At 41.7% G+C, this 23,355-nt stretch carries 20 protein-coding genes and 3 tRNA genes; 9 read left to right on the top strand and 14 right to left on the bottom strand.

Annotation, left to right across the window (positions count from 1 at the left end; genetic code table 11):
- Positions 1-260: 260 nt before the first annotated feature.
- The 9 genes from tpiA (at position 261) to NQ782_RS09090 (ending at position 7,196) form a co-directional block, all read left to right on the top strand.
- Positions 261-1,055, top strand: coding sequence for a triose-phosphate isomerase (gene tpiA / locus NQ782_RS09130; protein ID WP_000016939.1), 795 nt, complete (start codon positions 261-263; stop codon positions 1,053-1,055).
- A gap of 12 nt (positions 1,056-1,067) precedes the next feature.
- Complete coding sequence (secG, locus tag NQ782_RS09125) at positions 1,068-1,397, top strand: preprotein translocase subunit SecG (RefSeq protein WP_000555570.1); 330 nt, start codon at positions 1,068-1,070, stop codon at positions 1,395-1,397.
- A gap of 56 nt (positions 1,398-1,453) precedes the next feature.
- A tRNA-Leu gene (locus tag NQ782_RS09120) sits at positions 1,454-1,538 on the top strand.
- A gap of 42 nt (positions 1,539-1,580) precedes the next feature.
- Positions 1,581-1,657 (top strand) — tRNA-Met (locus tag NQ782_RS09115).
- Positions 1,658-1,746: 89 nt separating this feature from the next.
- A tRNA-Met gene (locus tag NQ782_RS09110) sits at positions 1,747-1,823 on the top strand.
- Positions 1,824-2,038: 215 nt separating this feature from the next.
- Positions 2,039-2,563 (top strand): ribosome maturation factor RimP, encoded by a 525-nt coding sequence (rimP, locus tag NQ782_RS09105; RefSeq protein WP_000777730.1) that lies wholly within the window; start codon positions 2,039-2,041, stop codon positions 2,561-2,563.
- Between the two features lie 37 nt (positions 2,564-2,600).
- Positions 2,601-4,085: a transcription termination factor NusA gene (nusA, locus tag NQ782_RS09100; protein ID WP_000532248.1), complete on the top strand. Its 1,485-nt coding sequence runs from the start codon at positions 2,601-2,603 to the stop codon at positions 4,083-4,085.
- A gap of 10 nt (positions 4,086-4,095) precedes the next feature.
- The gene (gene infB, locus NQ782_RS09095; RefSeq protein ID WP_000130326.1) at positions 4,096-6,795 is read left to right on the top strand and encodes a translation initiation factor IF-2; all 2,700 of its coding nucleotides are present in this window, start codon (positions 4,096-4,098) and stop codon (positions 6,793-6,795) included.
- On the top strand, positions 6,795-7,196 hold the full coding sequence (locus NQ782_RS09090; protein ID WP_000897046.1) for a ribosome-binding factor A: 402 nt from the start codon (positions 6,795-6,797) through the stop codon (positions 7,194-7,196). The genes infB and NQ782_RS09090 overlap by 1 nt, the downstream gene beginning before the upstream one ends.
- Positions 7,197-7,252: 56 nt before the next feature.
- Here NQ782_RS09090 and NQ782_RS09085 read toward each other — a convergent pair whose 3' ends face one another.
- The 14 genes from NQ782_RS09085 to NQ782_RS09020 all read right to left on the bottom strand — a co-directional run bounded on the left by NQ782_RS09085 (position 7,253) and on the right by NQ782_RS09020 (position 23,209).
- Positions 7,253-7,657: a Na+/H+ antiporter subunit G gene (locus tag NQ782_RS09085; RefSeq protein ID WP_001167533.1), complete on the bottom strand. Its 405-nt coding sequence runs from the start codon at positions 7,655-7,657 to the stop codon at positions 7,253-7,255.
- Between the two features lie 12 nt (positions 7,658-7,669).
- Positions 7,670-7,945 (bottom strand): monovalent cation/H+ antiporter subunit F, encoded by a 276-nt coding sequence (locus NQ782_RS09080; protein ID WP_000154076.1) that lies wholly within the window; start codon positions 7,943-7,945, stop codon positions 7,670-7,672.
- A complete protein-coding gene (locus tag NQ782_RS09075; RefSeq protein WP_001177203.1) occupies positions 7,942-8,469 on the bottom strand; it encodes a Na+/H+ antiporter subunit E in 528 nt (175 codons plus the stop codon). The genes NQ782_RS09080 and NQ782_RS09075 overlap by 4 nt, the downstream gene beginning before the upstream one ends.
- Before the next feature lie 2 nt (positions 8,470-8,471).
- Positions 8,472-10,283, bottom strand: a complete 1,812-nt coding sequence (locus NQ782_RS09070; RefSeq protein WP_000459267.1) for a monovalent cation/H+ antiporter subunit D — start codon at positions 10,281-10,283, stop codon at positions 8,472-8,474.
- Positions 10,283-10,651 carry a Na+/H+ antiporter subunit C gene (locus NQ782_RS09065; protein WP_000624229.1) on the bottom strand — a complete coding sequence of 123 codons (369 nt, stop codon included), beginning with the start codon at positions 10,649-10,651 and terminating at the stop codon, positions 10,283-10,285. Before NQ782_RS09065 ends, NQ782_RS09070 begins: the two co-directional genes overlap by 1 nt.
- Positions 10,648-13,497, bottom strand: a complete 2,850-nt coding sequence (locus tag NQ782_RS09060; protein ID WP_031379560.1) for a monovalent cation/H+ antiporter subunit A — start codon at positions 13,495-13,497, stop codon at positions 10,648-10,650. The genes NQ782_RS09065 and NQ782_RS09060 overlap by 4 nt, the downstream gene beginning before the upstream one ends.
- A gap of 314 nt (positions 13,498-13,811) precedes the next feature.
- On the bottom strand, positions 13,812-15,194 hold the full coding sequence (locus NQ782_RS09055; RefSeq protein WP_057093307.1) for an AAA family ATPase: 1,383 nt from the start codon (positions 15,192-15,194) through the stop codon (positions 13,812-13,814).
- Positions 15,195-15,217: 23 nt separating this feature from the next.
- Positions 15,218-16,720: a UvrD-helicase domain-containing protein gene (locus tag NQ782_RS09050; RefSeq protein ID WP_000065138.1), complete on the bottom strand. Its 1,503-nt coding sequence runs from the start codon at positions 16,718-16,720 to the stop codon at positions 15,218-15,220.
- A 9-nt stretch (positions 16,721-16,729) separates the two neighbouring features.
- A complete protein-coding gene (gene hisIE / locus NQ782_RS09045; RefSeq protein WP_032030940.1) occupies positions 16,730-17,503 on the bottom strand; it encodes a bifunctional phosphoribosyl-AMP cyclohydrolase/phosphoribosyl-ATP diphosphatase HisIE in 774 nt (257 codons plus the stop codon).
- Positions 17,504-17,656: 153 nt separating this feature from the next.
- A complete protein-coding gene (locus NQ782_RS09040) occupies positions 17,657-18,970 on the bottom strand; it encodes an NAD(P)/FAD-dependent oxidoreductase (RefSeq protein WP_057093309.1) in 1,314 nt (437 codons plus the stop codon).
- A gap of 123 nt (positions 18,971-19,093) precedes the next feature.
- Positions 19,094-20,713, bottom strand: a complete 1,620-nt coding sequence (locus tag NQ782_RS09035) for an AarF/ABC1/UbiB kinase family protein (RefSeq protein ID WP_057093310.1) — start codon at positions 20,711-20,713, stop codon at positions 19,094-19,096.
- 12 nt (positions 20,714-20,725) lie between these two features.
- Positions 20,726-21,394, bottom strand: a complete 669-nt coding sequence (locus tag NQ782_RS09030) for an SCP2 domain-containing protein (RefSeq protein WP_000269705.1) — start codon at positions 21,392-21,394, stop codon at positions 20,726-20,728.
- An 11-nt stretch (positions 21,395-21,405) separates the two neighbouring features.
- The gene (ubiE, locus tag NQ782_RS09025; RefSeq protein ID WP_000064213.1) at positions 21,406-22,353 is read right to left on the bottom strand and encodes a bifunctional demethylmenaquinone methyltransferase/2-methoxy-6-polyprenyl-1,4-benzoquinol methylase UbiE; all 948 of its coding nucleotides are present in this window, start codon (positions 22,351-22,353) and stop codon (positions 21,406-21,408) included.
- Between the two features lie 148 nt (positions 22,354-22,501).
- Positions 22,502-23,209, bottom strand: coding sequence for an FFLEELY motif protein (locus tag NQ782_RS09020; protein WP_000039800.1), 708 nt, complete (start codon positions 23,207-23,209; stop codon positions 22,502-22,504).
- Positions 23,210-23,355 lie beyond the last annotated feature (146 nt).

Raw genomic sequence — 23,355 nt, 5'->3', positions numbered from 1 at the left:
GGTATATGAAAAATTATACTTTTGTTATGTAAAATTACTACCTTAGAAAGTGTTGCTCGGGTCCTACTCAGCCTATTAAAGCTTGAACCAGTCGAAGTTTTTCTTTATTAATTTTTAGAATGTCGGACTTTTAATAAAGTAAAGTTTTTTCTTAATTTCAAACACTAGAAAAGATATGAGTAATCGCGTTAAAGAAAAGTATCTGAAATTTGTATAAATGCGTGTAGAATGTGCTGCATTTTTGATGAAAGGTGAGCAGTATGTCGGGTTCGACGATTACGCCTTGGGTAGTTGGTAACTGGAAAATGAATCCAATGCGTGCCAACGCCAACCAACTTATAGAAGAATTTAAACAATTATTGCAACAAAACCAAATTGCAGATGAAAACTGCCATGTGGGCGTTGCCCCTGTTTCTATTGCTCTTACAACGGTACAAGCGCAATTACAGGATGCTGCAAGAACGGTATATACGGTTGCACAGGATGTATCACGTGTTGCTGGTACAGGTGCTTATACTGGTGAAGTCAGTGCAGAACTATTAAAAGATAGCCAAATTAATTTCGTACTGGTAGGACACTCTGAACGTCGTGATATTTTTGGTGACAACGTTGAAATTTTGAAGGCAAAACTCCAAAATGCATTAAATGCGGGTATGACTGTCATTTATTGTGTGGGCGAAAGCCTTGAACAACGTGAGCAAGGTCAGGCCGAGCAAGTTGTTCTACAGCAAATTTGTGATATTGCACCTGTAGTTACTGCAGAACAATGGCAAAACCAAGTGGTTATTGCCTATGAACCTATTTGGGCAATTGGTACAGGTAAAACAGCTTCTCCGCAAGATGCGCAAGCGATGCACGCTAAAATTCGTGAAGGCTTATGCCAACTTACACCAGCAGGCTCAAATATTGCTATTTTATATGGCGGTAGTGTAAAAGCTGAAAATGCTGTTGAGTTAGCTGCATGTCCAGATATCAATGGTGCGTTGGTGGGTGGTGCTTCATTAAATGCAGCATCTTTTTATCAAATTGTACAAGCCTTCGCGCAAAGCAAATAACGAGGATAGGGTATGCACTCTTTTGTACTTGTTGTACATATTATTTTAGCAGTACTGATGATTGCATTAATTTTAGTGCAACATGGTAAAGGCGCAGATGCAGGTGCCTCTTTTGGTGGAGGTGGCGCAGCAACAGTATTTGGTGCGTCTGGTTCAGGTAACTTCTTGACTCGCGTGACTGCAATTTTGACAGCTTTATTTTTTGTGACCAGTTTGACTCTGGCTGTTTTTGCCAAGAAGCAAACGACTGAAGCATATAGTTTGAAAACTGTACAAACGACTGCGCCAGCTCAGACCACATCGCCTGAAACTTCACCAAATGCACCAAAAACTGGCCAATAATTGGAAATAAGACTTTCCTTTTGGAATTGAAAGGACTAGAATGCGTCCCACAAGCTGCGGTGGTGGTGGAATTGGTAGACACGCTACCTTGAGGTGGTAGTGCTTTCGGGCGTGGGGGTTCAAGTCCCCCCTTCCGCACCAACTTTGAACCAGAAAGTTGAGTGCAAGCAGTTTTGTTTTTGATGCGGGATGGAGCAGTCTGGTAGCTCGTCGGGCTCATAACCCGAAGGTCGTTGGTTCAAATCCAGCTCCCGCTACCAATTTGATTAAGGTGCAACTTAGTCAAGCTAATATTGGATAAGTTTACATTGACTTTTTTCGATATTTGTATATAATTTTTGCACGTTGATGCGGGATGGAGCAGTCTGGTAGCTCGTCGGGCTCATAACCCGAAGGTCGTTGGTTCAAATCCAGCTCCCGCTACCAAGTTTCTTAAAGAGGCTCACAGACAAGGTGGGCCTTTTTGCACAGTGGACTATTGTTTTCTGTGCTATATAGGGGCGATTAACGCCCTTTTTTATTGGTTATCGTATCGCTATCGTGTAGTGTCGACATCAATTGGTCAAATAGTCATGCTTCACTATAGTAAGTCTGTGTCGGTTAAAACAACCGATTGAATCGCACGAGAATGACGAGAGTAAATGAAATTATCAAATAAATCCCAAGCATTGTATGACATGATTGCTCCAGCAGTGGAGGCATGTGGTGTCGACCTTTGGGGAATTGAATTCCTTCCACAAGGTAAGCGTTCATTATTGCGTATTTATATCGATAGACCGGTTGATGAAAATGCTGAACCAGTGATTAATGAAGATGGTGAAGTAGAGCAAGGCCGCGGTATTGGTGTAGAAGATTGTGTTCGTGTTACACAACAGGTCGGCGCAATGCTGGATGTCCATGATCCGATTTCAGGTGAATATGCATTAGAAGTTTCTTCACCAGGTTGGGATCGCCCATTTTTTCAACTCGAACAGTTGCAAGGCTACATTGGACAACAGGTTGCTTTGCGTTTGATTGCTGCAGTAGAAAATCGTCGTAAATTTCAAGCAAAACTCCTTGCTGTAGACCTTGAAAATGAAGAGATTCAGGTTGAAGTTGAAGGAAAGCATGTGCTTGATATCGACAGCAACAATATCGATAAAGCAAACTTGATCTATCAAGATTAAATTTATTTAAATTATATAAGAAATCGGTAGGTGACTTATGGGCCGCGAAATTCTTACCGTTGTTGAAACGGTTAGTAATGAAAAAGGTGTTAGTCGTGAAGCGATCTTCGAAGCTTTAGAACAAGCTCTAGTTGCTGCAACGAAGAAAAAATTTTACGAGGGTACCAATTCTGAAGAAGCTCAGCTTCGTGTAGAAATTGATCGTAGAACTGGTGATTACCGTACATTCCGTCAATGGACTGTTGTGGCAGATGAAGATCATGAAATGCCAGCATGCCAAGACGCAATTTCTGATGTTGATCCTGCAAAATGGTCAATTGGCGACGTTCGTGAGCTTGAAGTAGAATCGATTGAGTTCGGACGTATCGCTGCGCAGATTGCGAAACAGGTTATCGTACAAAAAATTCGTGAAGCAGAGCGTGCATTAGTTGCTGATGCTTATGAATCAAAAGTTGGCGAGCTAATTTACGGTGAAGTGAAAAAGCAAACTAAAGATGGTTTCATCATTGACTTAGGTGACAATGCTGAAGCTTATTTAGCTCGTGAAGAAATGATTCCTAAAGAGATTCTTCGTCCAAAACAACGTGTAAATGCTATTTTATATAGTGTAAACCGTGAAGGCCGTGGTGCTCAGCTTCTATTATCACGCGCTAAGCCTGAAATGCTTATTGCTTTGATGAAGAAAGAAATTCCTGAAATTTCTGAAGAAATTATTGAAATTAAAGCTGCGGCGCGTCAACCAGGTGTTCGTGCGAAAATCGCAGTAAAAACGAACGACCACCGTATTGACCCTGTTGGTGCATGTATTGGTATGCGTGGAACACGTATCCAAGCGGTACAGCAAGAGTTAAATGGTGAGCGTATTGATGTTGTAGTTTGGTCTGATGATCCAGCTCAATACATCGCAAGTGCATTAGAACCAGCTGATGTATCAGGCATTGTGCTTGATGAAGATGCAAAAAGTGCAGACATTATTTTTGCTACCAACGATCAATTGGCACGTGCGATTGGTTCGCAAGGTCAAAACGTTCGTTTAGCTTCTGATTTAACTGGCTACAAACTCGACATGATGCTTGAAGAAGAGTATCGTGCTCGTCAGCAGAATGAAGCTCAGCAATATCTCGACATGTTCGTATCACGTTTAGATATTGAAGAAGACTTGGCAATGGCGTTAGTAGAGATGGGCTTCACTTCTTTAGAAGAGATTGCTTATGTGCCAGCTGAAACTTTTGACGAAATTGAACTTGACGCTGAGTTAGTTGAGTTATTGCAAAGTCGTGCAAAAGAAGCTGCATTAACTGATGCATTGAAACAGCAAGAAAATATTCAAGAACCGAGTGCAGACCTTCTCAATATGGAAGGCATGACCTCTGAGATCGCTTACTCGCTAGCCGCTCGCGGTATTATTACTGTTGATGATTTGGCAGATCAAGCAACTGACGATATCTCTGATATTGAAGGTCTTGGTCATGAAAAAGCAGGTCAATTGATCATGAAAGCTCGCGAATCATGGTTTAACTAGGAGATGAAATATGACGGACAAGTCGATTAAAGAGTTAGCTCTCAGCGTAGGACGTCCTGTTGAGAAGCTCCTAGAACAGGCTCGTGAAGCAGGTTTGCCTCAACGTACAGCAGACGACATTATTACCACTGAACAACAGGACACTTTAGTCAATTATTTGAAAAAGGTGCATGGTCAGGAAAGTGGTAACACAGGAAAAATTGCGTTGAAACGTAAAACAACCAGTACCGCTAAAGTTGCAAGTACTTCGGGTAAAGCAAAAACAATTAACGTAGAAGTACGTAAAAAACAGGTTTTTGCTAAACCAAACCCAGAACAAATTGCAGCAGAAGCTAAAGCGCGCGCAGAAGCAGAAGCTAAAGCGCGTGCAGAACAACAAGCGCGTGAAGCTGCAGAGCAAAAAGCGCGTCTTCAAACAGAGCAAAAAGCAAAAGCAACTTTAGATGCAATGCGTGCTGCTCATCAACAAGATAGCGCTGCACAGTCAGCTCCTAAAGCTGCTGTTGTAGTGAAAAAACGTGGTGGTGGTACAGTAAAACCTGCACCAAAACCAGCAGAAACATTAGAGCAAAAGAAAGCGCGTGAAGCACAAACAGCTCAGTTGAAAGCAACTGAAGAAGCTGCACGTCGTAAAGCGGCTGAGGAAGCTCAGCAGCGTACGCTTGAACAAATGCGTAAAATGGCATCTAAATATTCAAATGATGATGCTACTGCAACTATTCGTGTGATTGATGATTCTCCTCTTGCTTCAGGTCTTGTTGGCCAAGCTTATGAAGATTCATTTAATCAAGAAGACCGTGAAATTAAACGTGGTGGTGCTACAACTAACCCTCGCGCTGGTAAGAAAGGCGGTCGTCGTGGTCAAGAAGAGCAAAGCTTCGTTAACCATAACAAACGTGGTTTAAAATCAAGCCAAGCGAACAAGCATGGTTTTGAAAAGCCAGTTAAAAAGCAAGTCTATGATGTAGAAATTGGTTCAAGCATTGTTGTTGCCGATCTTGCTCAAAAGATGGCGATTAAAGTACGTGAAGTTATCAAGACACTTATGAAAATGGGTGAATTGGTTAACCAGAACCAGACAATTGACCAAGATACAGCTGCACTTGTTGTAGAAGAAATGGGTCATAACCCTGTTCTAGTTTCTGATACACAAGCAGAAGATAACTTACTTGAAGCAGCTGAAGAAGCACGTGGTGAGCAAACTACTCGTCCTCCAGTTGTTACAATCATGGGTCACGTTGACCATGGTAAAACATCATTGCTTGACCGTATCCGTCGTTCTAAAGTGGCGGCAGGTGAAGCAGGTGGCATTACCCAGCACATTGGTGCATATCACGTTGAAACAGACAAAGGGATTATTACATTCCTTGATACACCGGGACACGCAGCATTTACTTCAATGCGTGCACGTGGTGCTAAAGCAACGGATATCGTGGTATTGGTTGTTGCAGCAGATGACGGTGTAATGCCGCAAACTGCAGAAGCGATTGACCATGCACGCGCAGCAGGAACTCCAATTATTGTTGCTATCAACAAAATGGATAAAGAATCTGCTGATCCAGACCGTGTGTTAAATGAATTAACAACCAAAGAAATCGTTCCAGAAGAATGGGGCGGTGATGTTCCGGTTGCTAAGGTTTCAGCACATACTGGCCAAGGTATTGATGAACTCCTTGATTTAATTCTGATTCAATCTGAATTGATGGAATTAAAAGCATCTGCTGAAGGTGCTGCACAAGGTGTTGTTATTGAAGCACGTGTTGATAAAGGCCGTGGTGCAGTAACTTCGATTCTTGTTCAAAACGGTACATTAAATATTGGTGACCTTGTTCTTGCTGGTTCATCATATGGCCGTGTTCGTGCGATGTCTGATGAAAACGGTAAGCCGATTAAGTCAGCAGGACCATCTATTCCAGTGGAAATTTTGGGTCTACCAGAAGCTCCAATGGCGGGTGATGAAGTTCTTGTAGTAAATGACGAGAAGAAGGCACGTGAAGTTGCTGATGCTCGTGCAGACCGTGAACGTGAAAAACGTATCGAACGTCAAAGCGCAATGCGTCTTGAAAACATCATGGCATCTATGGGCAAAAAAGACGTTCCTACAGTGAACGTTGTTTTAAGAACAGATGTTCGTGGTACTTTAGAAGCATTGAATGCTGCATTACATGAACTCTCTACTGATGAAGTAAAAGTTCGCGTAATTAGTTCTGGTGTTGGTGCGATCACTGAGTCTGACGTAATTCTTGCCGAGTCTTCAGAAGCTGTATTGTTAGGCTTCAACGTTCGTGCTGATACAGCTGCTCGTCAGAAGAGTGACCAAGACGGTATCGATATTCGTTACTACAGCATCATCTATGAATTGATTGATGATGTAAAAGATGCCATGAGCGGTAAACTTGCTCCTGAACACCGTGAAACTATCTTGGGTGTTGCTCAAGTACGTGAAGTGTTCCGTTCTAGTAAGTTTGGTGCTGCTGCGGGCTGTATGGTTATGGAAGGCGTGATTCACCGTAACAAACCAATCCGTGTCTTACGTGATGATGTTGTGATTTTCCAAGGTGAACTTGAATCATTACGTCGTTATAAAGATGTCGTTGATGAAGTTCGTGCCGGTATGGAATGTGGTCTTGCCGTGAAAGGTTATAACGACATCAAACCTCTTGATAAGATTGAGGTTTATGATGTTCAAATGGTTAAACGGAGTCTTTAATGGCGGGTGGACAACGCTTAAAGCGAATGGCGGATTCAGTACAGCGCGAGCTTTCTGAACTTATCCGTCAGGAGTTGAAAGATCCGCGTCTGGGTGGTCTTGTGACCATCTCAGGCGTTAAAGTCAGTCCGGACTTAGGTTATGCCGATGTCTATGTGACCGTGATGGGTCGTGAATTAAGCGATGACCAAAACGAAGTGGCTCACCGTGAAACACTAGATATTTTGAATAAAGCATCTGGTTTTTTACGTCAGGAGTTGAGTCGTCGTATTAAAACGCGCATCACGCCTCGCTTGCGTTTCCATTACGATAAAACTAATGCATATGGTAACTATATGTTTGGTCTTATCGAAAAAGCGGTACAAGATTTACCGAAACGTGAGTCAGATGACGAAGAGTAATGAAAACTCAAAATAAAAAAGCCACCTTGGGGTGGCTTTTTTATGTGTTCAAGTTTTTATTCCTGAGGAGGTTCCATGGGTGGTTTGTTTTGTGAAAAACGTTGCCCAATTTTATACCGATCCCAAGGTAGAGGACGTTCAATGGCTTCAGGTACTTCACCACTCAATGAGCGTAAACGTAAATGTAGCGCGGCTTGAGCAATTAAGTTGGCTGATACAGGTGCAGTAATAAAAGCCAACAATGTAATAAGTAACTCTGCAAAGCCAAATCGGCCTTGAAAAGCAAAAAAGATCATTGAAGCAATTAAAAAGCTACCTAAGCCTAATGTACTCGACTTGGTAGGTGCATGTAGTCGCATGAATAAATCGGGTAGACGTACCATACCGATAGATCCGACTAACATAAAAAAAGCACCGAAAACCAGAAAGATCGAAACAATAATTTCCATTGTAATTTGCATTTTGACCTTCCCCTAATCGATTACATGACCGGTTGTAAAATAACGAGCTAAAGCAGCCGTTGAAACAAACCCTAGCATAGCGACTAACAACGCCCCTTCGAATAAAGAGGTGGTTGTCCAATAAATGCCTAACACAATAATGAGACAGGTCGCATTTAAAAATAGGGTATCAAGCGCTAGTAGGCGGTCGACAATAGATGGTCCCATCACCATTCGAAAAAGGCAAAGCAACATAGAGATTGTGATAGCAATCAAGCTAATGCCAAGAGCATAAGGTAGGATGGTCATGCGTTGTCCTCCGATTTGCTTTTCACATCAAAAATTTCCATGAGTGGAGCCTCATAGCGTTGTTTGATGTCTTGCACATCACTTTCAGTATTTTCTGTGCTAAGAGAATGGACCAAAATATCACCACGCTCTTGATCAATACCGGCAGAGACCGTGCCAGGCGTTGTGGTAATAATCATTGCCAGTAAAGAGTTTACTTGCTCATGTTCTGTTTCTAATGGAACACGGTACCATTTAGGATGTAATTTTTTCGGTGACCCTAATACCAGTTTAGCAACCCGAAAATTGGAAATAATAATATCCCATAAGACAACAAAACATAGTTTTATGGCTGGTTTCCAATGGATATGCGGAGTTCTGGTAATAAAAGGACGAACTAGACGGGGAATAACAAGCCCCAAAATTACAGCCATAAGCAGGTCGCTCGCATCAAGACTATGCGCGAGCATTAACCAGAAGATGATAATCAAAAAAGAAACAAATGGATGCGGAAACCAGCGGTCAAGCAATTTAGATAGCTGCATTGTTATGGCTCCATAGGTTTCAGTTGACTTTCATCAGCAATGGTTGGGGTTTGCAATTTTTCTTGCTGCTGAATTTGGCGGTGTTTATATTCAGAAATATGCTCACCGTTGAAAGTGTCTTTTGAAATAATGTCAGGAATAAGATAGGCATTATGATCTTCAACTTCACCACCATATTTTGTTTCTGGTAAATAAGTTGAGTCATATGGCTGAACACTAATAACTTCGCCATTTTGATCAGTTTTAAGAATAGATTGCTGATACAGGGCATGATCTTGAATTTGCTGAGCGGTATTCGTGGTGTAGTGCAATACAGGTGAAGCAAATGCTACATAAGCCACTAAACCGGCAAGCAAGATATAGATGACTGTATCGTTACGTGGCGGTGCTTTTTCAGGTAAAGCACGATAAATAATATAAGCAGGATTGATCGGGTCTTCTTCTGGTGGTGATGCACGCCAGAATAAAATAAAGCCGACACGTGTTAATGCAATAATACTTAATAGGCTCACCAAAAGAACAATACCAATAACCCAGCCTTGATATGCAGTTTCAACAGTAGCCTGCAAAATAAATACTTTTCCAAAGAAGCCACTAAAAGGTGGTAAGCCTGCGAGCATCATGGCAATCAGGAAATAAGTCAGCATGGCTGCTTTTTCTTGTTTAATTCTCGGTGCAATCTTTAAATGATCTTTAAAATCACCGCGCTGTGAAGTCATCCAGCCACAGAACAGGTAAAATGCTGCACCAATCAATGTACTGTGGACTAAATAGAATAATGCTCCAGACCACGCTTGTGTATTTGACATGGCAATTGCAATCAATAAAGTACCAATTGAAGACAGCACCATAAAGCCAACAAAACGTCTGAGGCGATCTGCACCAATTGCGCCAATCACGCCATATAAAGAAGTCACTAAACCAATTGGAAGCAACCAGCTTTTAAAGATTTCTTGGCTGAGTACATCATTAAATACAGTTCCATTGACACGCAAAATGGCATAGATCCCCACTTTGGTCATGATGGTAAAAATTGCTGCGACAGGTGTACTTGCAACGGCATAAGTTTTTGGTAGCCAAAAACCAACTGGTAGCATAGCCGCTTTAATACCAAACACGACAAATAAGAGTAAGGCACCTGCAACTGCTAATTTATGTTGATCTGCATCTAAAGTCGGTAGCAAACGTGAAACGTCAGCCATATTGAGGCTACCTACACTGCCATAGATCATGCCAAGACCAATTAAGAACAGGGCAGAGGCTAAAAGGTTGATAATGACGTAGTGTACACCAAGCTGAAATCTCGGCTTTCCTTGTCCATGTAATAAGAGGACGTAGGACGCCATGAGCAAGATTTCAAAGAAAACGAACAGGTTAAATAAGTCGCCTGTGAGAAATGCGCCACATAGCCCCATTAAAAGAAAATGGAATATGGCGTGGAAATAGCGACCTCTCGTATCCCAGTTTTCACTGGCATACCATAAAACCGGAACTGCTAAGGCATAAGTTAAAACCAGCATAAAAGCTGAAAGGCGGTCGAGTATCAGCACAATACCAAAGGGAGCTGACCACTCACTCAACTGATAAACCGTAATTTGGCCAGTGTTTGCAACAAGCAGATAACTAACAGCAGTGATTAACCCAGCTATTGCTGAGATCAAACTAATGCCACGGCGCCAAGGTTGTCGCCAATCTTCTTTTAATGCACCAGCGCCAGGGTTGCCTAGAAGCAATAAGATAAATCCAGTAAATGCCGGGATGAGGATACTGAAAATTGGTGTATTAGCTTGCCAAAAAGATAAAAAATCAAACATCACGGCTCATCCTCACGTGGGTCGTATGTTGGAGAAATATCTTCTTTGGCATCAACATGGTCACTACCGGATTCATAACGGCTACGTAATGCGAGCTGCACAATAAAAGCGGTAGTGGCAAAACCGATCACGATTGCTGTTAAAACAAGTGCTTGTGGAAGTGGATCTGTAATATTGGTGGTTTCGGTTAGGATGGCTGGTGAGCTGACTTGCAAACGACCCATCGCAAACAAAAATAAGTTAACCGCATAGCCCAGCACTGCTAAGCCCAACACAACAGGGAAGGTACGCGCACGTAAAATTAGATAAATGCCTGTCGCAACAAGTAGCCCAATGGCAGAGGCCAGTAAGAATTCTAAACTGATCATGATGATTTCTCCCCATGAGGTACAGGACCAGACATACTCGAGTGGCGAGAGTCCCCTAATACAGAAATGAGTAGCATGGTAGCGCCTACTACGGTGATATATACACCCAGATCAAAGCTCGCTGCTGAAGCCAGATGCAACTTACCTAAAACTGGTAATTCAACATAGACGTGCGCACTGGTTAAGAATGGACGTGCCCAGAACCATGCGGCAATGCCAGTAAGGCCTGCAATCGTTAATCCTGAGCCAATCCAGATTTCGTAAAGACGACCGGATTGTGCTTTTAACATTTGTTCTGCTTGATCTTGACCTAAAGCAATATACTGAATAATCAGTGCCATTGAGGTAATTAGACCTGCAATAAAGCCACCACCCGGGTAGTTGTGTCCACGCATAAAGATATAGACACTTACGACCAATGCTAAAGGTAACACCCAAGAGGCCGTAATACGGAACATGAGCGGAGATGGGTTAAAGCGGTAGGTGAGGCCTTGTGTCATGGTAGTACCGTGTACGCGCATGCCATCCATCAGGCATAGCGCACCAATCGCAGCAATGCCTAGTACTGTAATTTCACCAAAGGTATCAAAGCCACGGAAGTCCACCAAAATAACATTTACAATGTTTGAACCGCCGCCAAGTGGTAAAGATTGCTGAGCAAAGAACCATGAAATCGAATTATGATCACGCGTTAAAATAAGCCATGTAATCCAACCAATTCCTAAACCGCCAATAATTGCTAACGCAGCATCTCTCCAACGTCTTGAGCGACGAGATTCATATGGCGTAAGTTGTGGGAGTAACGATAAGCTCATCAACAACAGAACAGTCGTAACTACATCTACCGTAATTTGAGTGAGTGCTAAGTCAGGTGCCGACATGGTGACAAATACCATGGTAACCACAAGACCAATTGCACCACTAATGAGTACAGCCTTGATACGTTCATGGTGGAACCAAAGCATCATCCAGCAACCTGAGAATAAGGTCAGCCAAAGAACTACTGCAATCCATGGTGCGTGAGTCAGCTCACGTGTACCTGTGGTAAGGCCCTGATTGAACAAAGGCAGAGTAACCATGACGATGCTAAAAGCAATGATTAAGAACAGGTAACTTTGCAAAGAACCATTTTCGGTTTTTTGTTTAATTTTTCGGCTTGTTAATAATAAATGCTTTAAGAATAAGTCAAATAAAATACGGCCTTGTAAGCGCCCTAAACGTGGGTCAAGGTCGATCTTACGAATCATGCCATCTTTTGCTAGGGCAAAATAGAAAAGCGTACCGCCAACCAGAGCAATAATACTCATGATTAATGGCGCATTAAATCCATGCCAAATTGCAAGATGAGTACCTGCAAAATCAGGTTGCATAAGACTTGCACGTGTCACACTGTTAACTAGAGGCTCGACCAGTAGGGCAGGGAAAATACCGACCAAAATACATAATGTCGCAAGCAACATAGCTGGTGCTCGCATGCCGATAGGTGGTTCGTGGGCATTTTTATTTGGAACTTGTTTACCTACGGGGCCATCAAAAAATACGCCATGTACTAAGCGAATTGAATAACTGACTGCAAAAATACCAGCAAGCGTTGCAATAATACTGGCAAAGATAACAGTTGATCCTGAAAGGCTCGCTAATAGCTCGGTAAAGAACATTTCTTTAGAAATAAAGCCATTAGTGAGAGGAACACCTGCCATGGATGCCGCTGTAATCATAGTCAGTGTTGCGGTAAACGGTAATAGTTGCCAAATCCCACTTAACTTTCTAAGGTCACGTGTACCTGTTTCATGGTCAATGATCCCGGCAATCATAAACAGGGCAGCTTTAAAGGTTGCGTGGTTAATAATATGGAAAATTGCCGCAGCAACAGCTAAAGGTGAACCAATACCAAGCAGGCAAACGATAAGACCTAAATGACTAATTGTAGAATAGGCTAGCAGTCCTTTTAGATCTTCTTTAAAAATTGCGAAGCATGCGGCCATACAAAGTGTAAATAGGCCGACAAACGTGACAATGTTGTGATAAAGCGCAGCGCCAATAAAAATAGGTGCAAGACGAGCTAATAAGAAAATCCCAGCTTTTACCATGGTGGCAGAGTGCAAATAGGCCGACACGGGAGTGGGCGCTGCCATTGCATTGGGTAACCAAAAATGGAACGGGAACTGAGCACTTTTAGTAAATGCACCCAGTAAAATAAGCAAAAGCGTCGGAACAAACAGATAGTGACTTTGAATGAGGTCTTTCATTCCGACAATATCATTAATTTCGTAGGTTCCTGTGATTTGTCCTAATAAGACAAATCCACCTAGCATGGCGAGTCCACCCATACCTGTAATAGTAAGTGCCATACGCGAGCCACGTTGAGCAGCTTCGTAATGACTCCAGTAACCGACTAATAGGAAGGATGAAATACTGGTAAGTTCCCAAAAGACTAATAAAATAATTAAATTGTTAGAGAGGGAAATACCGAGCATTGCTGCCATAAACAGCATGAGTAATAAATATAATTTACTTAATGAATTTTTAGGGCCTAGATAATAATAGGCATAAATATAAATGAGTGTACCGATACCGGTAATAAGAAGAGAAAATAATAAACCAAGGGCATCAAGTCTAAAGCTCAGATTAATTCCTAATTGTGGTAACCAATCCCAACTTTGTTGAATGCTTGCACCACCAAGCACAGTTTTAGCCTGAGTCAGTAATAAACCAAAACTGGTTAAACTGACTCCGATCGCCCCTAAAGCCGTTACTCCACGTGAAAACCGTTGAAGCAATGAAACAAGGGTGGTGCCTAATATTAACGGTAATAAGATAATTATCGGTAGCACACTCGTATCCATATATAATTTAGACCGAAGCCTAAAGGTGAAATTTTCATTTCAGAATAGATAGGAATTCAAAGAGATTTCCAAAGCTTATATTCTGAAAACCCGACCAAATTAGAAAAATAAAGCGAGAAACAAGTTGTATTGCGCAACTTGAATAATAAAAACGCAAAATGAAATTTATTGTACACTAAAAAATCATTAAAAATCTGATGTTATTACATGTGGTAACAACATCTAGTGATTTTTCCGCTCAAAAAACCAGATTTCATCATATATTTAGCGAATTCGGTTTTATTATAAAAATTGAGCGAAATGGATAATAAATTTTAAAGAGAGGAGGTTTCTTCCGAGGTGTCTCCAGCATGAATCATACGTAATAATTCATTTTTTTGCTGTTCACTTAGATTTTGGATTTGTTGGTACAAACTATCAATTTGAGCTGTTGCTGGCTCGGTATCAAGCGGTAGGGGATCTATATGCGGCGTTAACGCTTCATCTCGTTGTAATAACGTGTAAAGATGTTCGAGTTGCTGCTGAGTAGTATTTAAATCAAGTGGACTGATTTTTCCATGCTCTAATTTAAAACATTGATATGCGGCTGCATGTTCAAGTAATTCTTCACGGCTTCCGGTCACAATAATTTGTAAGCGTGGGAATGCGCGATGAAGACGATTTAAAATTTCTGAGCAATGTGCTGCATCTAGTTGTGAATCGATCTGGTCAATTAACAAAACGCCTTCACCTTCAAGACAAGGGTCTAAGCTCAACGGATTGAGCAAACAAAGCCTGCGAACCACATCGCCTACGAGTGCAATCCATGTTTTAGTGGTGTTGGAAAGTTGTTGAAAGGCCAAGACTTCACCCTTGTAATGTACCATAAGTTGAAGTTTTGGGTGATATTGCAAATAAAAGTCTTCAAGCTCAGGAAAAATAGTCTTTAACGCCGATTTTAATGCGTACAAATTAGGTGAAGGAAGCTGTTTAGGATGTCCTGCCAATTCAAGTTGTAGTTGACGTAAAATTTCTTCCTGATCTTGTGGATTAGATTGTTTTGAAATAATTCGCTGCACAACATGAGCCGCTTGCGCATTTTCAATATCACTAATTTCACGTAACCACTCAAAAAAGCGGGCGAAGGTGGTAAACGGAATGAAGCTAATGTCATAAGCAGAAATAGACTGGGTAATACCCGGTAAATTTTTATTCAGTAAATTTATATCGTTAACAAATCGCTCTGACGGATAATAAGCGAGTAAGGGAAGACCTTGAAGTGGGTCTTTTCTTGTGACTTGATGATAAAGGGTAATGGTTTGATCGAGCTGCTGGGTTTCAACTTGACTAATCCCTACACCACTTGAATTTAAGGTCTTGAACAGTTTCCAGCTACAAAGAGATGTGTCGGTTTGCTGGGTTGAAGCGGTTTCAGGGAGCTGCCCAAATTCCGGTGGAATCTGGATGCTGACTTCTATTTTAGACTGCAAACGAGAATGGCTAATGTCCTGATCTGGCATGACAATGCCTGGTGTACGTGCATCTTTAAGGCGCGCAGGAAACCATGTTAAAGCATGATAAATATGCTTGAGTAGCATACTTTTGCCAGCCGCCTGCTCACCTAAAATTAAAGTAATCGGTTGTTTGTCATATTGAAACTGTATTTTTAGGTCATGAAACAGAGCAATATGTTTAAATTGGATAGATTCAAGTTTCATAGGCTCACCTAATTATGAGCGCTTCAACCAACCGACTGACGAAGACTTAAAGGCGCCCTTAGTTTTAATTGTTGTATCAGATCATAAAGATGATGGATATTTAGACTTACTTTAGCACGAGTACAGGCCACGTACAGTAATCTTAACTCTTCATCTGTAATCTTATGCTCTAAACCATTAATTTTAAATTGATAGTCGTCTTCAATATGGACACGGTTCCATTCTAACCCTTTCGCTTTATGGGCAGTCGAGATGACATAGTCAGCTTGCTCAAGGGGAGTAATCTTTGCAAGTGCCTTTTTTAATGGGTCAGTGCCGTGATCATCTACCAGTTTAACCAATGGTTTAATATCGCTTCCTTCATTGGTTTCGCAGTACTCATGAACATCATGCCATGAGTTAAACCATGCCAACTCAGGAACGTCAGTAACTCGTTTTCCTTGCTTTAAGAGGCTTGCAGCATCTACAAAACGGTTTAGTTTTTGATGGTCAGCTTGCAAACTCACTTTATCGCCGTGAACTAAGCCTGCCAATAACAGCTCCATTGCGCGAGCATTGGTACGACACAAAATCGCATCACGCATTTTTGTATGCGGTTTATTGACTACACTTGATTTCTGGTTCGGATTACCAAGCAAAGGAACTGTCTCATTTAAGCCACCTAACAACGCATTGGCGACATCGGCAATTGCCTCTCCAAAACGAAAAGAGGTCGTTAGACGAGACTCTGGCAAAGGCAGTTGTTGCATGGCATTTACTGCACCACGCCACGCGTAGATTTGCTGGTGGGCATCGCCTACATAAATAACCTGAGTACTTTTTTGACGAAGCAGAATACCCAGCATTAAAGGGTCAGCATCTTGTGCTTCATCAAATAAGACATAATCGGCCGGAATATTAGGCTCAGATAATGCCCAAAGTTTGAGGTAAATATCGTGACCAATTCCCGCTTGATGATTTGGGTCAATGGACTCTAACCAGCGGCGTTCTACTGCCGGGTAAAGGTGAGTTTGAAGTGCAGTAATATCGTCTGGATGTAACCAGTTGGGCGCCTGAATATGTCGAGGAGCTGGATATTGAGAACTGGTCGAACAGAAATAGCTCACCGCATTGGCGACAAGACTCGCTAGGCGACTTGGCATTAAGACGTATTTTTCATAACGTCCACCCATCATGCGCCGTAAGGTAATCGGTTCTAGTCGATATTCTTTTGCAATAAAGCTTGGGCTTAAGCGAGGTAAACGTAATTTATCAGTTACGCCACGTGGCACACTGCGAAAGGCGAGTGAGTGAAAAGTACGGCAGTCTACATTGCGATGAAATTTGTTTTGAGCTTCACCAGCAATGGCTTTGTTAAAAGCCAAATACATACCACGCCGTTCAGGCATGGCATCACTAATCATTTGCAACGTAGTAGTTTTACCTGTGCCCGCATAGGCAATCACTTTAAATGATTGCCCAAGACGTGCGTTATCTATGGCAATTGCTTGCTCATAGGTGGCTTTAGGTTTTTCGATATTCGACACTGAGTGATTTTAAACCTTATTGCGGTTAGCTTTTTCAACTAAACCAGATAAACCCTGACGACGACCTAACTCGTCAATAATAAGTTGTGGATTAAGATCGAAATAACCCAACATGACAATACTATGGAACCACAAATCGGCAGTTTCATAAATCAAGTCATTTAAATTGCTTTCTGTATTTTGAGTAGCGTAGTCTTTCGCAGCAATAATGGTTTCTACACCTTCTTCGCCGACTTTTTCTAAAATTTTATTGATGCCTTTTTTGTAGAGGCTTGCAACATATGATGTGTCTGCTTCTGCTTGCTTACGTTCTTGCATCAATTGCCCTAAGTGAGCAAGTACATCCACTTGTTCAGTAGTATGAGCATGATCGTGACTTTCAGCTTTGGCTTTGTCGCCATAAATTGCAGTAGGGTCTTTTAACTGTGCATCGACAATTTCCCAGCCCTGTGGGGTGAGTTTACGGTAGAAACAAGACTCACGACCTGTATGACATGCGATACCGCCATGTTGCTCAACTTGTAATATGATTACATCACCATCGCAGTCCAGACGAATTTCATAAACTGTTTGGAAATGACCTGATTCTTCACCCTTGTGCCAAAGTTTTTGGCGAGAGCGGGAGAAATACACAGCCTGATTTTTTTCTGCTGTGAGCGCAAGTGATTCACGGTTCATCCACGCTACCATCAAAATACGTCCGGTTTGATGATGTTGAGCAATGGCAGGGATAAGACCTTGTTCGTTAAATTTTACTTCATCGAGCCATTGCGTGTTATTCATGAGGAATCACCAAAGAAATATGAACTATAAATTGATTTCAGTCAGATGCTAAAAATAGCTTGTATAGTGTACGGCATCAACGCCACTTTGCGGAAAAATTCTTTATCCTTTTTGTCTCTCCCAGCGTAATGTGTAGCTTGTACTCGGCTACTTTTAAAAATCAGTCAGAGATTCACTTTTTAAATTAAAAGCACTACTTTCTTTAGGTAATTGAGCTACTTGATCATATTCAAGATGGCGGAATGGTCCTGTCTTTAAACCTGAAATTGTGATGGCCATTTCTTTTCGAAAATAAGGAATTTGATACATCCAAGGGAAAACTAAATCTCTTAAACCTCCCGCCCACCAATGGTCAGATTGATAAAGTGGTGTTAGTAAGCGGCTAAGAAATTGATAAAACTGGGTAGATGAACCGCGAAGCTGGTGATAATGCTGCCAGAGCAGGGACCAATCAATATTCTGGTTTTTTTGAGCTTGTCGCAATGATTGAGAAAAAGCCCAAGCATCTAATAATGCCATATCGGCCCCTTGTCCCAACTGTGGGCTCATCGCATGAGCTGCATCTCCAATTACCCCAATTCGACCTTGTCCAAATTGAGTCATGACGACATCACGATAGTTTGCCGATAACCATTTGGGCTGAGTTTGACTGTTATACAAAATTTCTTTGAGCCAATCTGCAACTTTGGGCCAACGTTCTGAGACTTGCTTTAACCAAGTGTGTTTAGCCTGCTCATCTTGCAAAAAGCTTTGTAATTGTGGCGTAGGTAAGCTCCAAAAAACACTTGAAAGGCGCTGTTGAGGTTCGGTTGGAATCGCTCCCGTAGGAAGAATTCCCATCATAATTTTCGAGCGATCATAAAATTGATGCAGAATTTCAGAATCGAGGACTTGGCACTCGGGCACGATACTCCACGTAGCCCCCCAAGGATAAGCTTTGTCAACCTTTACCCATGCTTTAGGGCGTAATTGACTACGAGCACCATTGGCAATGAGTAGGCCATCAAAGCAAGCATCAAACTTTTGGTTTTGATGACTGCCGAATAGCCGAACTTCATCGTTATGTTCTACAAAACTTTCAACGGAATGATTCATGCACCAAGTAATCTGGCTTGAATACTCATTAAGCTTTTGAGTGAGAACGTGACACAAAGTGGCTCGGTGTATACCTAGACCATAAAGATTTGTTGATGCTTCGCGATAGTGACTGTTAACTAAAAGACGCTTGTCTGGAAGTTGTCCTTCTAAGCCTGTGACTTTCGCACCTAAGGTTAGGGCTTTGTCGAGCACACCTAAGTGCTCAAATACGGCTAAGCCCGCAGGTTGTAGCAGTAAACCTGCACCTACTGGAGATAACTCATCAACTTGTTCAAAAATAGTAACGTGGTTGCCTTCACGGGCGAGCAAAATCGCAGAGGCTAAACCTGCCGTGCCTGCACCAATAATGGCAAAATGAGGTGTTTTCATTGTTTGTTCTTTTCAAGCATTCATAAAGCTAAATTTAGCAATGAACGGATAATCGATCTATATTTTTTTAAATTATAAGTTTTACCCATAAAAAATCCCTTGCATGGGCAAGGGACTTGGAAGTTATTTCAATACACGCCAAAGCGCCAATAAGCTGCTCAACACAATCAAAATAATAGATACAAACCAAGGGCTAATAATCGCAATGGTTAGCAAAATCAGCATAGTACTGCCAAACATCCAGCTACGACGTTGTTGGTGTTCCATTTGCAAACGAAGTTGCTGAATTTCGCGTAACTGTCGATCTTGCCAAGCGGACTGATTTTTTAAACCATTTAAGCTATCAATAATTAAACTTGGGAAATCTTGAGCACCTAAAAGCAGGTCTGGTAATTGCTGACCAAGCTCTTTTACATTTTTGACTGGGTTCATATTAGATTTGACCCATTCTGTCAAAATTGGTTTTGCCAATTTCCAGATGTCGAGCTGCGGATAAAGGTCCGTACCTAGGCCTTCTACATGCACTAAAGTTTTGAGTAGTAGCATGAGCTGTGGCGGGATTTCTAAATGGAAGCGACGGGCAATATCCATCACTTGAATTAAGATACCTGCAAAATCAAGTTGATCCATTGGTTTAGACACCATTGGCCCAACAGTGCGGCGCATTTCACGTGCTAACGCGTCTTGATCTGTACCCGGTGGAATCCAGCCAGCTTGATGCACAATTTGAATAAGCTGCATAAAGTTGCTGTTCATGACAGCAAGCAACATACGGGCAACTGTCATTTGGTCGTGCTTAGAAAGCTCACCCATAATTGCACAGTCCAGTGCAATAAAGCGTGGATTGCTTGGGTTGATGGTTTCTACAAAGACATTGCCGGGGTGCATGTCGGCATGGAAAAAGTTATCGCGGAATACTTGCGTAAAGAAAATGGTTAACCCTTTTTCTGCAAGTTGTGCGCGGTCCATACCTAAACGGTCAAAGGTTGCCGTATCTGAAATAGGGACACCAGTAATACGCTCAGCCACCATGACATCTTTGGTGTCCATGTAGACTTCTGGCACATACATCATGGTTGAACCAGTGAAGTAATGGCGCATACGACGGGTGTTATCTGCTTCAATACTTAAGTCCAGCTCATTTAAAATGATTTGGCGGTAGTCTTGAATAATTTCAGATAAATGTAATGCACGGGCAGCTTCAAGACGACTTTCTAAGGTGTTGCCTAGCCAAGCCAGAATTTCAAAGTCTTGTAAAATCTGGCTACGAATGTCTGGACGAGTAACTTTAACAACAACTTCACGTCCATCATGTAGCGCCGCTGTATGGACTTGTGCAATTGAGGCTGCTGCAAGTGGTTGATCATCAAAGCGGGCAAACAGTGTATTTACATCTGCTTTTAAAGAATCTTGAATACGTTGTTTGGCAATTTCTCCATCAAAAGGTTTGACCTGATCTTGAAGTAAAACCAGTTGGGCAAGTATTTCAGGTGGAATCAAATCACGGCGAGTTGACAGGAGTTGTCCAAGCTTAATTGCAAGCGGCCCCATATCTTCTAAAGCTTCTTTAAGCTTTAAAGGATTTTTGCGTTCACGACTAGACCATGCTGCCGGATGCATTTTTATAATGTTCAATGCATGCTTAGCTTTAACAGGTAATTCATCCGCAGGGAACAACGTATCGAGTCTATAGTGCGCTGCAATACGCCAAAGTTCGAGTAAACGTGAAACGTGCGGAATCATATAAAGTCTTACCTAGTCTTGAGTGGGTTGTAGTTGTGCATTGAGCTGCTGCAATTTAGCTTCTAGACGATCAATGTCTTGATTAAGCTTACGCGTAGCCTGATTTAAATCGTCCATTTCCCAACGTGGGGCAAATAAACCACTGTCTTCTTTTAAGGCATCTTCAGCAAAAAATAGATGACTTTGAAGAGAGCGTTTTAAATGTTTTGGTGCAAGTTGGATCTTACCGATTTCGTGAGCGAGTTGAGGACCAACCCATTTTGATAGATGCGCAGCTAAATCAGGTTCAGCTTGCTGCATAATTTTTTGAATATCCTGTAAGAGGTGATAATCACCTTGAAGCGGGATATTACCAATCTGGTCTGGATCGCTTAATAATAATTTGATCAGTTCAACGACATCTTTGACATGCAAAGTTGCAGTGGCTTCAGAAATTTTAAATTGTGGATCAAAAGGGCGCTGCTCAAAAATTGATGGTTTTTCACTGTGCCCTGTAACGGTAGGTTCAAGACGTACTTTTTCTTGGTCAAAGAATACATCAACAGAAAGTTGCGGGCTATCGATGATAACACGCAACATTTTGCCCTGTAGCTGATTGAGCTGAATGCGGGTTAATGCATCCAGATCGATCAGATGATGAATGATACGTTCGACTGCACCGAGTGCCAGAATCGACCACATATCGTTATCCCTTACAGTTTAAAACCGCGGTGAACAGCAACAATACCGCCAGTCAGGTTGTGATAATCACAATTCTGGAAGCCAGCATTTTCCATCATACCTTTTAAGGTACGTTGGTCTGGGTGCATACGAATTGATTCAGCCAAGTACTTATAACTTTCTGAGTCATTAGCAACCAATTTACCCATAATCGGTAAAGCAGTGAATGAGTAGAGGTCATAAAGTTTTGAGAATGGCTCAAATACTGGTTTAGAAAACTCAAGAACAAGTAAGCGGCCACCTGGTTTTAACACACGGAACATAGAAGCAAGCGCTGCGTCTTTATCTGTCACGTTACGTAAACCAAAGCTAATGGTTACAAGGTCAAAGCTGTTGTCTGCAAATGGTTCTAAAGTTTCTGCATTGGCAAGTACAAAATCGACATTGGTACAGCCTGCATCAATCAGACGGTCACGGCCAACATTGAGCATAGATTCGTTAATGTCTGAAAGTACAACATGACCCTGCGGGCCAACTTCACGGCTAAATACTTTTGCTAAGTCGCCTGTACCACCAGCAATGTCTAACACATGTTGACCACGGCGAACACCAGACATGTTAATTGCAAAGCGTTTCCATAAACGGTGAATACCAAATGACATCAAGTCATTCATAAGGTCATATTTGCTTGCAACCGAGTGGAAAACTTCAGCAACTTTTTGTGCTTTGTCTTCAGTTCGAACTGTTGAATAACCAAAGTGTGTTGTTTCACCAACGTTGCCAGTGTTGCCTGCACCACGTGGTAAATTGTATTTCGGCACAGAACCGCTAACTGGTGTATCTGTTAAGGTTTGCTGTAAAGATTGTTGTTGCCCTTGAGGGGTACCTTGCGGTAACGGTGAGCTTAGGAATGGGCTAACTTTGTCTGAACTTTGTGCCTGCTCAGTTGGAGATGTTGGCTTTTGGTTTTCGTTAGACATATTGTCTCTCCTAGACTCAAACTCAAGTGAAACGGAATAAGTTCTGCATGATGACAGATTTTGTCTATTTTTACAGGCATCATCATGCAAATATAATGAATAAAATCTCAACTTCGTGAGGTTGAGTTTTTTCTATGTGCCGACCTTATCACACTCTAAACGGATTCGGATGTCCTGAATGTACTTTTTCAACAATCTGGCGTTCTTTTTCCGTAAAAGTTTTAATAAAGGCCTCAGCCGATTTTAAAGGTTTCATTGCGCTAAAACCATCTTGAATAAAATCATACATCAATTCGAAGTGATATTTTTGTGCAATACCTTTACACATTTTAAAAGCAGTAAACATCATAAATGAACGCATGTATTTATCGAGTGCTGCTCCTAAATCGTCAAGAAGGGCAAGCTGCTGGTAACGGGCTTCGGCCTGATCAAGCTTGATTAAGGTTAAGCGCATGATCTCGTCGGTAAGTACAGTATCTGCCGGATAGTCTTCAAGAAGCTGCATTGCTACTTGTTCATCAAGTTGAGTGGCAAGTACAGCCAAACTTACCGACTTTGTACCTGTCTTAATTGCGTTTTCAGGTAAAACCTTTTCTGCTTTATGTGCATATTTCAATAAACGTTCAATTTGTGCTGCAAGCGCATCGAACTCTGGTCCACCATATAAACGGTTTAAAAAGTACTGAGCCATCAGTTTGTGTTCTGGTAAATTAAAAAAGTCGTGATGCGTCTCTTTCATCCGTTCTTTTAGCCATGTTTGTACATCTTGCAAACGTTGGGCAAGCACTGGATTGTCGTGATAATTAAATGTTTTATATTGTTGTAAAAGTTCATCAAAAGCAGCGAGTTTAGACATGTAAGGCTCTAATATTGGGCTATTTACAAAAAATCATAAGAGGCATTGTAACCTTCTACTATGGCGAGTAGATGTAAAAAAAATGATTTATGCGTCAATTTTCAGGTTAAATCGTGTTGCAATGACATAATTTGTATAGCAATTCA

It is taken from the genome of Acinetobacter sp. BD54 (assembly GCF_044778325.1).
Taxonomy (GTDB): domain Bacteria; phylum Pseudomonadota; class Gammaproteobacteria; order Pseudomonadales; family Moraxellaceae; genus Acinetobacter; species Acinetobacter baumannii.
Note: the sequence above shows the minus strand (reverse complement) of the source record. Positions and strands in the feature narration are given on the sequence as shown.